10 protein-coding genes are annotated in these 15729 nt (G+C 61.3%); 3 read left to right on the forward strand and 7 right to left on the reverse strand.

All coding sequences use genetic code 11. From position 1 onward, the window contains the following. Positions 1–4: 4 nt before the first annotated feature. Entirely contained in the window at positions 5–2404 is a 2400-nt protein-coding gene (locus NCT04_RS17695; RefSeq protein ID WP_250466833.1) for a phosphoketolase family protein, read from the reverse strand. Positions 2405–2584: 180 nt separating this feature from the next. Continuing rightward, the gene (locus NCT04_RS17700; RefSeq protein ID WP_250466834.1) at positions 2585–3883 is read right to left on the reverse strand and encodes a glycosyltransferase family protein; all 1299 of its coding nucleotides are present in this window, start codon (positions 3881–3883) and stop codon (positions 2585–2587) included. Positions 3884–4006: 123 nt separating this feature from the next. Between NCT04_RS17700 and NCT04_RS17705 the strand changes: the two genes are divergently transcribed. Beyond that, a complete protein-coding gene (locus NCT04_RS17705; RefSeq protein ID WP_250466836.1) occupies positions 4007–8470 on the forward strand; it encodes an Lhr family helicase in 4464 nt (1487 codons plus the stop codon). A gap of 158 nt (positions 8471–8628) precedes the next feature. Here NCT04_RS17705 and NCT04_RS17710 read toward each other — a convergent pair whose 3' ends face one another. Next, entirely contained in the window at positions 8629–8850 is a 222-nt protein-coding gene (locus NCT04_RS17710; RefSeq protein ID WP_250466838.1) for a hypothetical protein, read from the reverse strand. Between the two features lie 618 nt (positions 8851–9468). Here NCT04_RS17710 and NCT04_RS17715 point away from each other — a divergent pair. Then, the gene (locus tag NCT04_RS17715) at positions 9469–11613 is read left to right on the forward strand and encodes a serine/threonine protein kinase (protein ID WP_250466840.1); all 2145 of its coding nucleotides are present in this window, start codon (positions 9469–9471) and stop codon (positions 11611–11613) included. Between the two features lie 51 nt (positions 11614–11664). On the opposite strand, the gene phaP is transcribed toward NCT04_RS17715, so the two are convergent. Together phaP and NCT04_RS17725 are read right to left on the reverse strand one after the other, a co-directional pair. Beyond that, positions 11665–12087 (reverse strand): phasin family protein, encoded by a 423-nt coding sequence (gene phaP, locus NCT04_RS17720; protein ID WP_244828337.1) that lies wholly within the window; start codon positions 12085–12087, stop codon positions 11665–11667. Positions 12088–12567: 480 nt separating this feature from the next. After that, positions 12568–12954: a DUF3564 family protein gene (locus NCT04_RS17725; RefSeq protein ID WP_244828335.1), complete on the reverse strand. Its 387-nt coding sequence runs from the start codon at positions 12952–12954 to the stop codon at positions 12568–12570. A gap of 60 nt (positions 12955–13014) precedes the next feature. Here NCT04_RS17725 and NCT04_RS17730 point away from each other — a divergent pair, with 60 nt between their 5' ends. After that, positions 13015–13209, forward strand: coding sequence for a hypothetical protein (locus NCT04_RS17730; RefSeq protein ID WP_250466841.1), 195 nt, complete (start codon positions 13015–13017; stop codon positions 13207–13209). Between the two features lie 470 nt (positions 13210–13679). On the opposite strand, the gene NCT04_RS17735 is transcribed toward NCT04_RS17730, so the two are convergent. Continuing rightward, positions 13680–15014: an ATP-binding protein gene (locus NCT04_RS17735; protein WP_250466843.1), complete on the reverse strand. Its 1335-nt coding sequence runs from the start codon at positions 15012–15014 to the stop codon at positions 13680–13682. Continuing rightward, positions 15011–15724 carry a response regulator gene (locus NCT04_RS17740; RefSeq protein WP_250466845.1) on the reverse strand — a complete coding sequence of 238 codons (714 nt, stop codon included), beginning with the start codon at positions 15722–15724 and terminating at the stop codon, positions 15011–15013. The genes NCT04_RS17735 and NCT04_RS17740 overlap by 4 nt, the downstream gene beginning before the upstream one ends. Positions 15725–15729: the final 5 nt, after the last annotated feature.

The following is a 15729-nucleotide window of genomic DNA, read 5'->3' on the forward strand; positions in this document are numbered from 1 at the left end:
GGTGTCAGTCCTTCCATGTCCACTCGCGGATCTCGTCGCGGTCGATACCTTCCGCATGGGCATACTGCACGCTCTCGATGATCTGATTCTTGAGCCATTCCTTCGTATGCGCGGCGGTATCGGAGATACGTTCCACGCGGTCGATCACGTCGATGGCAAGCGAGAAGCGATCGACGCCATTGATGATCGCAAGCTCGAACGGCGTGTTGATGTTGCCGCGCTCGCAGTAACCATGCACGTGCAAATTGTCGTGATTCGTGCGGTTGTACGTGAGTTTGTGCACGAGCGACGCATAGGAATGGAAGTTGAAGATGACCGGTTTATCACGCGTGAAAATGGAGTCGAAGTCGCGATCGGAAAGACCATGCGGATGGTCCGTATCCGGCATCAGCCTGAAAAGATCGACGACATTGACAAAGCGTATCTTCAGATCGGGGCATTGCGCCTTCAAAATTTCGACGGCAGCGAGCGCTTCCATGGTCGCGATATCGCCCGCGCTGGCAATCACCACGTCGGGCTCGTGGCCCTTATCCGTCGATGCCCAATCCCAGATGCCAATGCCCTTCGCGCAATGCACGATGGCATCTTCCATGTTCAGATACTGCAGATGCGGCTGCTTGTCCGCGACGATCACGTTCACGTAATCGTGCGAGCGCAGACAATGATCCGCGACGCTCAACAAGCAATTCGCGTCGGGCGGCAGATAAATTCGCACGACACCCGGGCTTTTGTTCGTGACGACATCGAGAAAGCCAGGGTCCTGATGCGTGAAGCCGTTATGGTCCTGCCGCCATACGAGCGACGTGATCAACAAATTGATCGATGGCACCGGCGCGCGCCACGCAATCTCATTCTTTGCTTTTTCGAGCCACTTTGCGTGCTGATTGAACATGGAGTCGATCACGTGCACGAAGGCTTCGTAGGTCGCGAAAAGACCGTGGCGACCGGTCAACACATAGCCTTCGAACCAGCCTTCGAGCGTGTGTTCGGAGAGCATCTCCATCACGCGGCCATCGACGGAAAGGAAGCCGCCGTCTGCATCTTCGGGCAGCGTTTCCGCAAGCCAGCGCTTGCCCGAAACTTCATAGACGCCGTCGAGTTTATTGCTCGCGGTTTCGTCCGGACCGAAGAGGCGGAAGCGCGTCATGTTGCGACGGATCACTTCGCGCAGATAAATGGCGAGCACGGCCGTTGGCGACTGATACGTCCCGGCCGCGCTTTTGAATTCGAAAGCAAAATCACGAATGTCGGGTAGATCGAGCGATTGCCGCAACACGCCGCCGTTTGCATGCGGATTTGCGCTGATGCGGCGCGCGCCTTCCGGCGCAAGTTCGCGCAGCGGCTCGATCAGCCGGCCGTTCTCGTCGAACAACTCCTCGGGCTTGTAACTGCGCATCCAGGTTTCGAGTACCTGCAGATTTTTGCGATTGGTCGCCGGATCGGCCACCGGCACCTGATGCGAGCGCCAGAAATTTTCGACCTTGTGACCATCCACTTCTTTCGGACCGGTCCAGCCTTTCGGCGAACGCAGCACGATCATCGGCCAGCGCGGACGCTCCACCTTTTCCTTGCTCGCGCGCGCACGCTCTTGAATTGCGCGAATCTCGCCGATGCAATGTTCCAGCGTCGCCGCCATCTTCTGATGCATGGTGTCGGGGTCGTCGCCCTCGACGAAATAGGGCGTGTAGCCGTAGCCCTTGAAGAGCGCTTCGAGCTCCTCATGGGGAATGCGCGCAAGGATAGTCGGATTGGCGATCTTGTAGCCGTTCAGATGCAAGACCGGCAGCACGGCGCCGTCGGTTATCGGATTGAGGAACTTGTTCGAATGCCAGGACGTGGCGAGCGGTCCGGTTTCGGCTTCGCCGTCGCCGACCATCGTGGCGACGATCAGATCGGGATTGTCGAAGGCTGCGCCGAACGAATGCGACAAACTATAGCCGAGCTCGCCGCCTTCGTGAATCGATCCCGGTGTTTCCGGCGTGCAATGCGAGCCGATGCCGCCCGGCGAAGAGAAGGCGCGAAAAAGCCGCTGCATGCCGTGTTCATCGGCGCTGCGATCGGGATAGATTTCCGAGTAATGGCCTTCGAGGTAAGAGTTGGAAAGCGTGGCGGGCGCGCCGTGTCCAGGGCCCGAGACGAACATGACGTTGAGATCGTCGCGCTTGATGAGACGGTTTAAATGCACCCATACGAACGATTGCCCCGGGTCCGAGCCCCAGTGGCCGAGCAAACGCCGTTTGATGTGTTCGGGCTTGAGCGGTTCGCGCAGCAACGGATTCGCGCGCAAATAAATCATGCCGACCGAAAGATAATTGCAGGCTCGCCAATATGCGTCGAGCTTACGCAGGAGGTCGGTGGAAAGAGGCGTCTCGGTTGCTGTCCTGCCTTGGACGTCGTCGTTCAATTGCATCTCCTTGCGGTGAAGTGAGAAATCGAGCGTCGGGATACGGCCTGGCGCGTGTACTTGCCATGTTCGAGCTTTATTGTTGCGCTTTAGTTGCAGCGCCGTGCGGGAGTGTGACGCGATGCCGCGAACATCATACTTGGGTTCGCCAGATGATGTCCGCAAGCATGCAGAGGCAGGTTAATCGCGGGCGGATTGCCTGAGATCGTAGTCCATCAGCAGCGCTTTATGGGTTTCCCATATGCCGATGTAATGCACCATGAAGCTGGTCGGCCGCTGATAAATCCAGGGTGTGTTGAAGTCGATAAGACTGGCTACCTGCGTTGCGTCGAAGTCGGGGCGCGCGGAAAATTCGGCGTTGAAATAATATTGATCGCCCTTATTTGCGTAGACAGTGGATTTGTCGTCGATGCAATTGCACGCTTCGAGTATGCGATGAAGCGAATCGTAATTACGTTGGGTGCGCTTGAGTCCCATGATGCCGGAATTGAAGCGCCAATAGCCGATATCGCGTGCAAACACCGCTTCCTTGTCGTGCATGATGGATTCGAGCGGCCGGTTCATGTCCTTGATGAGCACGTCGGCGTCGACCCAGAAAATCCATTCGTGATTCGGGAGGGTTTCGCGCAGTAAGGCCGCCTTGAGCCAATTGCCCGAAGTTTTACCGTCGTTCAGATGCGCGGGAATTTCGCGGTGCACGTAAAGTGTATAGCCGTGGCGTTTGCAGTATCGCGTGAAATTGGCTTCGGCAATACGGCCGTAAATCGCGATGTTCGGCGTGTATAGCGTCACTATCGCGACCGACCGATTCGGCTGTCGAATACTGACGGCGGATGTATCGGTAATGCCGGTGTCGTTTAGCGAAAGCAGTGGCAGGCCGCGCGTCTGGCAGTCGTTGATATGTTCGAGGAGCGCATTGCGGAATCGCCGATGATGCTTCTGGTCACAAATCTTGACCGAGAAAGCAGACCAGTGCGCCCAGACGCTCTCGACGTTGGTGGAGGCGGGCACGACAGCCATGACATCACCAACGCGATACCGCGACGGACAATACGCAAATGCCTGCAAGAGGAGCGCTTCTTCCTTCGGAAGCACGACGCCATTGCGGCATCGCGTGACTATCTCGAACAACTCACGCATGACGTGCTCGGTCTTGCGCCAAATTTGCATGTCGAGTTGCGGCAGATCGGACTCGATGCAGGTTAGAAGCCAGTCGCGGCCCTGCATGAGTTCCGGCAAAGCGAGCGGCCTGAGAATCGCGGCATTCTCGTTCAACAGCAAGACGAGTTCGTCCTCATTCGCCAAGCCGAGCTGATGCAGCAGCGTTTCGTATTTGATGATCCAGCGTGTTTCGTCGCTGCAGCCGCTGATTTCGGACATATCGATTTCGATGTGCCGATAACCATGCCCGCGCGCATAACGCCGATGATTGGCAAGCGCGGCAGGCGCATGGTCGAAAAGCAGACTGATGACGATCATAAGACGTAGAAATGGCCAGAAGCGCGGAGCCGTAAGGATCAGTGACAGCCTACCTTTCTCGCATGGGATTCGTCCGAAAAAGCCTGATAAACGCAGTTTCAAAACCCCTCATACAATGACTGCATGACCCGCACCGACGCCCTGAAGGGCTTTCATCCCGCCGTCGTCAACTGGTTTCGCGCGCATTTCGAAACGCCGACCGCCGCGCAGGCGCGCGCGTGGCCGCTCATCCACGCGCGCCGTTCCACGCTCGTGGCTGCGCCAACTGGCTCGGGCAAGACGCTGACGGCCTTTCTCGCCGCGCTCGATGAACTCGTGCGCGAAGGCGTGGAAAGCGCGGCAAGCGGCAAAGTGCTGCCCGACGAGACGCGCGTGGTGTATGTGTCGCCGCTCAAGGCCTTGTCCAACGACATTCGCGTAAATCTGGAAGAGCCGCTTGCGGGCATTGCGCGCGAGCTTGGCCCCGACGCGCCGCTGATACGCGCCGCCGTGCGCACGGGCGACACGACCCAGCAGGAACGCAGCGCCATGCGAAAGCGCGCGCCGCATATTCTCGTGACGACGCCTGAATCGCTTTACTTGCTGCTGTCGTCCGATTCCGGCCGGGCGATGCTTTCGACCACGCGCACGGTGATCGTCGATGAAATCCATGCCGTGGCGGGCAGCAAGCGCGGCTCGCACCTGAGTCTGAGCCTCGAACGGCTGGATGCGTTGTGCGAGGCGCGCGGCGCGGCGCGGCCGGTGCGCGTCGGTTTGTCGGCGACACAAAAGCCGATCGAGCTCGTCGCGAAGTTTCTCGCGGGCGTCGGAAAGCCGTGCGAGATCGTGGATGTCGGTCACGTCCGCGCCCGCGATCTCGCCCTCGAAATGCCGCCGATGCCGCTCGAAGCGATCATGTCGAACGACATGTGGGAGCGCGTCTATGACCGGCTGGCCGAGCTTTCCGGCATGCATCGCACGACACTCGTGTTCGTCAATACGCGACGCATGGCCGAGCGCGCGGCGCGGCATCTGACCGAGCGCCTTGGCCGGGACGCAGTCGCGGCGCATCACGGCAGCCTTGCGCGCGAGCAGCGGCTTTCCGCCGAACAGCGCCTGAAGCGCGGCGAATTGCGTGTGTTGATCGCGACGGCATCGCTGGAATTGGGTATCGATATCGGCGATGTCGATCTCGTCTGCCAACTCGGCTCGCCAGGATCGATCGGCGCATTCTTGCAGCGCGTCGGGCGCTCGGGGCATCACGTCGGCGGCGTGCCGAAAGGGCGGCTCTTTCCGACTTCGCGCGACGACCTGATCGAGTGCGCGGCCTTGCTCGATTGCGTGAGGCGTGGCGAACTCGACGCGCTTTCCATTCCGCGCGCGCCGCTCGACGTGCTTGCACAGCAGATCACGGCGGAGGTCGCCTGTCGCGAATGGGGCGAGGATGAATTGTTCGAGCTGATCGGGCGTGCGTATCCGTACGCGACGCTCGAGCGCGCCCGCTTCGACGAAGTGGTGCGCACGCTCGCCGAGGGCTATACGGGGCGGCAGGGCGTGCGCGCGTCGTATGTTCATCGGGATGCGGTGAGCCGCACGTTGCGCGGACGGCGCGGCGGCAAGCTGACGGCCGTGACTTCCGGCGGCGCGATTCCCGACAACGCCGACTTCGCCGTGCTGCTGGAGCCGCAGGGCTTGCAGATCGGCACGGTGAACGAGGACTTCGCGGTCGAGAGTCTGGCTGGAGACATCTTTCAGTTGGGTAATACGTCGTACAGGATCATGCGGATCGAAGGTGGCCGGGTGCGAGTGGAGAACGCGAATGGTCAGCCGCCGAACATTCCGTTCTGGCTTGGAGAGGCGCCGGGGCGCAGCAGTGAGCTTTCCTTCGCGATCGCGCGGTTGCGGGCGGGGGTGGATGCGCGGTTGGCGGGTGTCGGGGCCAAGGGCGCGAAGGATTTAAGCCTCGCGCATGGCGCCAATGACGCGTACGCGGCGAACGCGGCGAAGGACGCGCGCAACGCCGACAGCGCGAAAGACGCACTTAGCGACTCGCTAGCTCCCACCATCGCATGGCTCGCCGATGAAACCGAAGGCATCGGCGCCGATGCCGCGCGTCAGATCGTCGAATATCTCGCACGCGCACGCGCCGCGCTGACCGTGCTCCCGACCCAGGACACGCTCGTCATGGAGCGCTTCTTCGACGAATCCGGCGGCATGCAACTCGTGATTCACGCGCCGTTCGGCAGCCGCGTCAATCGAGCGTGGGGTCTCGCGTTGCGCAAGCGTTTCTGCCGCACCTTCAATTTCGAACTGCAGGCGGCGGCGACGGAAGATGCCATCGTCCTGTCGCTCACGGGCAGCCACAGCTTCGCGCTCGATGAAGTCTGGCGTTATCTGAAATCGGCAAGCGCGGAACATGTGCTGATCCAGGCGTTGCTCGACGCACCGCTTTTCGGCGTGCGCTGGCGCTGGAACGCGACCAACGCGCTCGCCTTGCCGCGCTATTCGGGCGGCCGCAAAGTCGCACCGCAGTTGCAGCGCATGCGAAGCGAGGACTTGCTCGCCGCCGTTTTCCCGGATCAGGTCGCGTGCGCGGAAAACATCGCGGGCGAGCGTGAGGTTCCGCGGCATCCGCTGGTCGAGCAGACTCTCGACGACTGTCTGCACGAAGCGATGGACAGCGAGGCTTGGCTGGCACTTTTGCGTCGTATCGAAACGGGCGATGTGCGGCTCGTCACACGCGAGTTGCCCGCGCCGTCGCCGCTTGCCGCCGAGATCTTGTCGGCGCGGCCGTATGCTTTTCTGGACGACGCCCCGCTCGAAGAGCGCCGCACGCAGGCTGTCTTGGCGCGCCGCTGGACCGATCCGCAATCGACCGATGATCTCGGCGCGCTCGATGCCGACGCCATCGAAAGCGTGCGCGCGGAAGCCTGGCCCGCGGTGACGAGCGCCGATGAGATGCACGAAGCGCTGACCGGTCTCGCGTGCATCGCGCATGGCGAGGCGGCGCGTTGCGACGGCTGGCCAGCGTGGCTCGACGCGCTCGCACGCGCCGGGCGTGCGACGCGCTTGCAGATTGCGGAGCACGACGCGCTGTGGATCGCCGTGGAGCGGCTTGCCTGCCTGCGCGCGGTCTATACGCATGCGCCGATGCATCCCGCACTGCAGCCGCCGCCCGGTTTCGACCATGCCTGGACTGAAGATGACGCGCTCGTCGAGATCGTCCGCGCGCGGCTTTCGGGATTCGGTCCGCTGACGGTGCCGGAAATTGCGCGTCCGCTTGCGTTGCCTGCGTCGAGCGTGGCTTCGGCGTTGACGCGTCTGGAAGCCGAAGGCTATGTGATGCGTGGCCGCTTCACGCCCGCGGCTAAAGACGAGGAATGGTGCGAGCGGCATCTGCTGGCGCGGATTCATCGCTACACGGTGCGGCGTTTGCGTCGCGAAATCGAACCCGTGGAGCGGCAGGATTTCATGCGTTTCCTGTTCGAATGGCAACGCGTCGCGCCGGATTCTCACGGCGAAGGCCGCGATGCGCTTCTCGGCGTGCTCGAACAGCTCGAAGGTTTCGAGGCGCCCGCCGTGGCGTGGGAGGATGACATCCTGCCGGCGCGCATCGCCGATTACTCGGGCATGTGGCTCGACGAGGCTTGCCGTGCGGGCAAGATCGTGTGGACGCGTCCGGCCGGCCGTGCGCGCGCGACGGGTGGCCCGGTGCGCGGCACGCCGATCGTGCTGCTGCCGCGTCGCCATTTGGGGGCATGGAATACGCTGATGCGCCCCGACGAAGCGCCGCAGTTGTCGTCGCGCGCGCAACGCGTGTTCGAGGCCCTAAGCACGCACGGCGCGATGTTCTTCGACGAACTTCTCGCCGATGTACGGCTCCTGCGCACGGAACTCGAAGATGGGCTCGGCGAACTAGTCGCGCTGGGCCTCGTCAACGCGGACAGTTTTGCGGGCTTGCGCGCGCTTCTGGCGCCGGCCGCCAAGCGCAATGTGTTCGCGCGGCGGCAGCGTCGCGGCGGGCTTTTCATCGGCGGGATGGACGATGCGGGCCGCTGGGCGCTCTTGCGTCGAGCCAATTCCAACGATGATGAGGACATCGAGCACGTCGCGCTTGCGCTGTTGCGCCGGTATGGTGTCGTGTTCTGGCGACTGCTCGAACGCGAAGCGCAGTGGCTGCCGCCGTGGCGCGATTTGCTGCGTGTCTATCATCGGCTCGAAGCGCGTGGCGAGATTCGCGGCGGGCGCTTTGTTGCGGGCCTCGCGGGTGAGCAGTTTGCATTGCCAGATGCGGTGCCGCTGTTGCGTGACGTGCGCAGGCGGGCGAAAGAGGGCGCGCTCGTCGCGCTTGGCGCGGTCGATCCGCTGAACCTCGTGGGCACGTTGCTGCCAGGCGAGAAAGTGCCGGCGATTGCGGGCAATCGCGTGTTGTTTCTGGATGGCTTGCCGGTTGGGGCGGTCGTGGCCGGTAAGACGCGATATCTCGGCGATTTCGATGGCGATACACGCGAACGTATCAGGCTTGCGCTTGTGAAGCGGAGCGGGCGGTCGATCGGTACGCCATTGACGGGCGGAATGGGCACGATCGGGATGACGGTGCGTAGTTGACGCACCGCCCGCTGGCATTTTGCATGCATGACGCAGCGCGGTGGCATTTTGTATTACGACCACCGTGCCTCGCGTTGCTGCTTGCTTCAATGCATAAGCAGCACGCTAATCGTTCACCCCGCGAACATCGACGGACGTAAGCGCTATGTCCTCAAACGCTACTTCTTCGACACGATCTTGGTCGTGAATGGCCCAGGCTTTTCAGCGGGCACATCGTTCACCGGCACGCCTGGATAATCGACCACGCGATTCGCGTTCGCTTTTGGCCTGATACGAAAGAGCGGACGGGCACCGTTGCGTGCACCGCCCGTGATCGCGGTCATTGCCTGACGGTCCAACTCGATGCTGTCCGCGAGATCCTTGATTTTGACAATGGCCATGACTGTGTCCTCCAAAAAGTGAGAAGCATGAAGCCGCGCCGATTCCGGTCAGATGCGGCGCGTCGAACTTACCTTGCATGCAGCATGCACATTCGACGAACGCAGAACGCATTCAGTATATGCATTTCGTCTGACGCTGCCACGCAAGGCTACTCGTGATGCCGCGACCGTTTCATTCTGACCGGATGTGCCAAGCGGCAAGACGGCGGAGGGGTGAAACCCTTGGCCGTTTGTATGATGCATGCGTGATTCACTGAATGCACCATGCCTGATCGAGAGTGCAACGTCGTACCCTTTCCGGTCATGTCATGCATCAGGTATGCCAGTCGAACGCCTTGGCATGAACGAATCGACGGACCCCATGTGTGACGTGCTTTACGCAGCGACGAGCCGCTTGGCCAACCGCGCGCAATAAGACGCAAAAGCCTGTACCTGACTTAACCGAACCAACACCCGAACCAAACATGTCGGTATCCGAACGACATGTGCGCGATGCCGCGCATCATCGAAAACGCCATTTGCGTAAGGCGCATGCGGAGGCTAGTATCAAGCGATTACTGGGTATTTGTTACGACAAGTGAATTGTCGGTCGATTTGGAGCCGCGTCGCGTCGCACAGATGACAAGCTTTGCGCAGGCGATTCGTACATATCGGGGCGACGGCGGGTCGCGCGACGAGTTCTTTGCCGGGGTCGATGGCGCGCTCGCCATCGAACGAACTCCGGCCAAGCGGCTCATGGAGATCCTCGACGAGGAGCACGCGGCTCGGCCTCTACCACCCGATATCTACGTTGCCATTCGACGCCGCATCGAACATGTGGCGCTCGCTCATCCCGAAACAGAGTTCGGCACCGGCTTCGCGCCCGGCCGCGACGAGACGCGCGTGCAGACCACGCCGGGTTTCCCGGCGCCTTTGCCGCCGCGCGCATCGGGCGACGCGAGCGCATCGACGTCCGGCCACGCCACGCAGGTGCTCACGGAAGTCGTTCAGGTCAAGGGTGTCGGCGACACGCTGAACAATCGCTTCGTGCTGGAAGAATGTCTCGGCATCGGCGGGATGGGAACGGTCTACAAAGCGCTCGATCTGCGCAAGCTGGAAGCGTCGGATCGACGGCCGTACGTGGCGATCAAGGTTCTCAATCTTCAATTTCGCGGCAACCCGAAATCGCTGATCGCACTGCAGCGCGAGGCGCGCAAGGCGCAGCAACTCGCGCATCGCAACATCGTGACCGTGTACGATTTCGATCGCGATGGCTCGATCGTCTATCTGACGATGGAATATCTTTCCGGCCAGCCGCTTTCAAGAATGCTTCGGAACCCGAACTTCAAGGGTCTGCCGTTTGCCGAAATGTTTCCGATCTTCAAGGGCATGGCGAACGCGCTCGCATACGCGCACGAGCGAGGCTTCGTCCATTGCGATTTCAAGCCGCCGAACGTTTTTCTCACCGATACGGCGGAAGTGAAGGTGATCGACTTTGGCATTTCGCGTGCAATCACGCGCCCCGAGGACGAAAGCGAGGCCACGGTCTTCGATCCCGGCAGCCTGGGCGCGCTCACGCCTGCCTATGCAAGTCCGGAGATGCTCGAGCATCGCGAGCCCGATCCGCGTGACGATATCTACGCGCTTGGCTGTATAGCGTACGAATTGCTGGCGGGGAAGCATCCGTTCGAGCGCGTTCCCGCGCTGCAGGCAAAGAGCGCCAACATGAAGCCGCAGCGGCCCGAGAATTTGGGCAACAAGCAGTGGAAGGCGCTCAAGGGCGCGCTGGCGTTCGAACGCGAGGCGCGAACGCCGAGCGTCACGCAGTTCCTGGATGAGCTTAGCGAACCGCCTGCCGCTGCGCCCGCAAGCAATAAACCGAAGCGCGAAGGCGGCCCCAGGATTGCGATCGGAGCCGTGGCGGTTGCGGCGATCATTGCTGCGGGCGCGAGCTATTACTTCTTCGAGCGGTCAAAAAACAGCGAACAAGCGCCACCCTCGAACGCGAGCGCAAGTCCGGTCGAACCAGTAAGACCGTCGAGCGCTGAACCGCAAGCGAGCGCGTCGGTGGTCGCGATAACGCCTGCCGTTCCCGTCGCCGCCGCGCCGCAGCTTACGATGGCCGCGGTCACGCCGGTGCTGGCGAGCGCGCCGTGTTCGGCGCTCGTCGCATCGGTTCACGATCAGACGGTCGATGTGCAGGGTTTCATATCGGAGAAATACGGGCTCGCGCGTTTGAAGGACACGCTTGGACGCGTGCCCGGCGTGAAGACCACCAACTTCGGCGTGCAGCAAGTCGTCGACGACAAATGCGATCTGCTCAAAGTCTTCGCGCCTTACTGGACGGCGAACCGGCAGTTGGGACATCCGGCATCGGTCCATACGCGGTCGAACCAGTTGCGCCTGACCGAAGGCGATCCGCTGATCGTCGATCTGATGACGCCCGCGTTCGAGTCCTACGTCACAGTCGATTACTTCATGCTCGACGGCAGCGTGGTGCATTTGCTGCCGACCGAAAGATCCCGCGACAACCAGGCGCCTGCAAACTACGCGGCCACACTCGGCTCGATGGGCGATTGGGTCGTCGGCAAGCCGTTCGGCTCGGAGATGATCGTATTGACCGTGACGCCCGCGCCGCTCTTCGATGCCATCCGCCCGGACAGCGAAGCGAAGAGCGAATATCTGCGCGCACTCGACAGGCGTCTTACGGCGCTCACCGGCAAATACGGACGCGATAAAGTCGTCGTGGACATGTTCCAGATCACGACGCAGGCGAAGAAGTGAGCGTCGCCACGTAAGCGACGGCTCACCGGACCGTTAGCTGATCTCGCGCGATCAAGCTTGTGGTTTGTTGACCGACGCCTTCAGTTCCTGCAACGCATCCTCCATGCGCTTCGTGACGAGCGCATAGGCTTCGGCCTGCGTCTGCTGCGTGGTGCGGGCGATGTCCTGCATATCGGCGAGCGCATTGTGCAATGCCCGTTGCACGACTTCGTTGGCGTTGAACGGCGGTTTCGCGGCCGACGATGCCATTTGCTTGGCGATATCCTCTAGATCGCCCAGCGTGCGCCGCAAGATTTCAAGTTGCTTGTCGCGCAAGGCCTCGATGCCGCCGAACGCAACGCGATTGGTGGCCGCGAGCGCCTCGACGTCTTTGCGTCGCGATTCCATGATCGCGGTGACATCGAAACCGGGAAGCTGATACTGCTGAAACATGGCGGCAAACTGGCTGAACGGATCGCTGAATTTCTGATTCATCTTGCCTCCCAGGTCGTTCGGTGGAGCGCGTTCTCATGCATGGAGCCATTCGATCGCGCGGCAACGTGCGCCGTGTGCCACGTCTTCTCGACGCGCGGCCCGGCCCCTGATACTACCAATTTAACCGTGCTAAATGGGGCAAGGGAAAACACCAGAGCGATTGCATTCAAACGACCAACTGTCGGGATGCTTAATGCAAATCAAGGCGCGTCGCGTCGCAGCGAGCACGCAATAGAGCAACGGTTGACAGGCCGCGCGACTGGCGGCCGGGATCGGAGGCGAGGGGGGTGTTACGACGGTCCGCGTGGTCTTCGTTTCGTTGGCCAGCGCGGCACGGGCATGGTGTTCGACCGCCACGCAGTTTTCCAATTACCGCGCGATAGCGATTGCGATTGCGATTTGCACGACAATCTTCGTCAGGCCGCTCATGCCGCTATCGAACGGCGACCCATTATCTTCGAGATGTCGTGCCTGCCCGCTTCAGAGCGCGGTCCAGTTGACCTCCTCGCCAGCGAATACGCCGTGCTCCGCCTTGATCTGCGCGCGGTCGATACATTGCACGTGCCAGCGTCCCTCGCTCTGTGCGCCGGATTGATCGGTGTACCAGAGCGCGCGTCCGGCGAGCCCTTCGGGCGGACCGCCCGGTACGTCGAAATCGAGTTGTTCGAGCACGCAGATCGGTTGCGGCGCATCCTGCCCGCAGATCACGGTGTCGCCCGCGCCTTTGGTCAGACCGCCCCAATCAGGCACGTCCATCGATTGGTGACCTTCGCGTGACCAGCGGCTGGATTCTCTGTCGAGCCACAAAATGGCGTAGGCGGCCGATTGAGCGCCTTCGAATCCATCCAGCTTGACGGTGATACGCATGACTTCCTCCATTACATCGATTTGGCGGACGGGACGCTCGAGCGCTTGTTCGCGCTGGCCATGAGCGTCTTCGATTTGAACGGTGGCGTCGCGCGCCACGCTGCAATACGTGTCTTTGCTATTTTTGTATTCGGTACGCACTTAAACACTCGCGGGTTTAGGCGCAATGTCTGGTTCGAGCGCGATACTGGCGATCGGTTCGATAAGCCGAAAGAAATCGCAAATCGGTCGGTGCTGTATGGCTCCACGCCATGAGTGCTGCGGCGCACAACAACGCGGTCAACTTAAAGCAAGTGCGATGCCGACCTCAGCTCCTGCACGATGGTGAAGCTTAGTACGCCAATCTGACGCTTCGGAGGCATGGCGGTATTTTTGCGTTGTCGATGAATGCACTACCTCGTCAGCCCGCGCCCCAACAGCATGCCTGCGTGCCCCACACCGGACCTACACGCCGAACACGCTCATTGCACTGCAGCAACTCAGATTCGCTATGGGTATTCGGTCGACGATATGCGCGGTCCATCCATTCAGATTGATAGCGTCTTCAAGTTGGAGCGTCGATGGCAACCGGCTGACGATTTTTGATTCAAGGGGTGTAGGCGCGAGCCATAGGCACCCGCAGGCAGTTTGATATTTCGTCCTGCTGCGCGACCGTTTCATCTTACGAGAACAGTATGGGCTCACCGGAGAACGAATGCAAAATACTATTAAGCCGCGCATGAATTTTAAATACCAAGCGGCAAGACAATGCACGCCTCAGCGCCACCACCATCGCGTGCCCGCAAAACTAGCGTTCCGCCGTGCTGCCGAGCGATGCGCTCTACGATCGCCAGACCCAATCCCGTGCCTTTTGGCTGCGCCTCGCCGCCGCCGCGCTTGAACGGCTGTTTGAGCGCTTCCGGGTCCTGACCGCCAAGCCCCTTGCCGCGATCCGCGATCACAATGCATGCAGCATGCAATCGCGTATCGGTCCAGCTACGCACTTCGAGTCCGACGACGCCATAGAGTATGGCGTTCTGCATCAGATTCATCAGTACGCGCATCATGCCGATGGGACGGAAGGCGAACGGCTCTATGGGCTCGAGCGTAAGCGCGAACTCCTGGCCAAGGCCCGCAAAATCCGCTGCCAGATTCGAGATCAATGCGTTTATGTCTCCCACGACCGGCGCTTCCTTGGCACCGCTCCCTGCATAGTCCATGAACTGCTGGAGGATGCTGTCGATCCGATCCAGATAACCTTCCGCCGATGCCGTGAAGTGAGCGTCCGCCGCACTCGCCGAGGACATTGCCATCGCAAGGCGCAGCTTCGTCATCGGGGTGCGGATGTCATGCGAAATACCAGCGAGCATCAGTGCTCGCGTGGCGTCCGCTTCGCTCAGGGCAGCGCTCATTTGGTTGAACGCGCGACTAACCTGGGCAATCTCGGTGGGGCCGTCTATCGGCAAGACGCCGGGTTCATCGCCGGCAGAGAGGCGCCGCGCGGCATCGGCGAGGTGTTCGAGCGGGCGATTCAAATGCCGCTGGATCAAATACGCGGTCGCGATTGCGAGCGCCCCAAGGCCGAGCGATAGCAGCAGGGCCGTGGCGAGGCCGTCGTCGTGCGCGGCTTCCGGCACGGGCAGGGCGACCCAGCGTGGCTCGCCGGACAGATGCGCACGTATCCAGAGGCGCTGCTGGCCATCCGCCGCCGTCGCGCCGCTTTCCCAGCGCACTAGCATGTCTGGCGGCAGATGCGCTCGCAAACTATCGATGAAAGTCTGACGCTGATACGTGCGATAGAAGCGCAAGCGCGACTCTTCGGGCGTCTCGCGCGCGTCCTCGGGCAGGGCGGCGCGCACTTCGAGATGAGCGGCGATGGAATTCGATGCTTGCGGCGGGCTTGCTTTCAGAAGGGTATCGAGCGTCTCGATGTAGGCCGCGAATGTGGTCGCCGCCCGTTCGATGCGCGGCGTCTGAATGAAATGGAGCAGCACGGCGAGCGCGCATACCTGACTCACCGCCACCAGCGCCACGAGCAAAAGAATATTGCGTGCAAAAAGGGACCGCGGCGCGAGGCTCACGTTTCCACGTCCGCAAGCAACATATAGCCGACGCCCCATACCGTTTTGATGAAACGCGGCTTGCCCGGATCTTCCTCGATGAGCTGGCGCAGACGCAGCACCTGGACATCGATGCTGCGATCGAGTGCATCGTGATCGCGTCCGCGCGTGCGGGCGATGAGGTTGTCACGACTCACGGCGCGGTTCGGTGACGATCCAAGTGCATGCAATAACTGCATCTGCGCGGAATGCATTTCGAATGCATTACCGCTGCGCGTAATCTGCTGCTTGCCGAGATCGAGCCGAAACTCGCCGAAACGCAGTACTTGCGAGGTGAGCGTGGGATCGCCCGCTGCAATCTTCTGACGGCGCAGCAGCGCTCGCACGCGCGCCACCAGTTCCTGCGGCAGGAAGGGCTTGGCGAGATAGTCGTCGGCGCCTGTCTCCAGGCCGACGACCTTGTCCACCGGATCGCCCTTGGCCGTCAGCATGAGAATGGGCAGCGTGTGTCCTTCGGTGCGCAGACGCCGGCATATCGAAAGGCCGTCTTCCGGCTCCATCATCCAGTCGAGTACGAGCAGGTCGTATGGTTCGCGTTGCAGATAGCGGTCGAGCCGCTTGCCGTTTTCCACGACCCGCACCTCGAAGCCTTGCGATGTGAGGAAACGTTGCAGCATGTTGCGCAGTTCGGCTTCGTCGTCGAGCACGATGATTTTCGGAAGTGCTTCCATCGGCG

Origin of the sequence: Caballeronia sp. GAFFF2 (assembly GCF_023631485.1) — a bacterium.
Lineage (GTDB): Bacteria > Pseudomonadota > Gammaproteobacteria > Burkholderiales > Burkholderiaceae > Caballeronia.

Excerpts from the sequence above, each read along its gene's own strand:
- NCT04_RS17700 (WP_250466834.1), bottom strand. The coding sequence starts at position 3,883 with ATGATCGTCATCAGTCTGCTTTTCGACCATGCGCCTGCCGCGCTTGCC.
- NCT04_RS17705 (WP_250466836.1), top strand. The coding sequence starts at position 4,007 with ATGACCCGCACCGACGCCCTGAAGGGCTTTCATCCCGCCGTCGTCAAC.
- NCT04_RS17710 (WP_250466838.1), bottom strand. The coding sequence starts at position 8,850 with ATGGCCATTGTCAAAATCAAGGATCTCGCGGACAGCATCGAGTTGGAC.
- NCT04_RS17715 (WP_250466840.1), top strand. The coding sequence starts at position 9,469 with ATGACAAGCTTTGCGCAGGCGATTCGTACATATCGGGGCGACGGCGGG.
- phaP (WP_244828337.1), bottom strand. The coding sequence starts at position 12,087 with ATGAATCAGAAATTCAGCGATCCGTTCAGCCAGTTTGCCGCCATGTTT.
- NCT04_RS17725 (WP_244828335.1), bottom strand. The coding sequence starts at position 12,954 with ATGCGTATCACCGTCAAGCTGGATGGATTCGAAGGCGCTCAATCGGCC.
- NCT04_RS17730 (WP_250466841.1), top strand. The coding sequence starts at position 13,015 with ATGAGCGTCTTCGATTTGAACGGTGGCGTCGCGCGCCACGCTGCAATA.
- NCT04_RS17740 (WP_250466845.1), bottom strand. The coding sequence starts at position 15,724 with ATGGAAGCACTTCCGAAAATCATCGTGCTCGACGACGAAGCCGAACTG.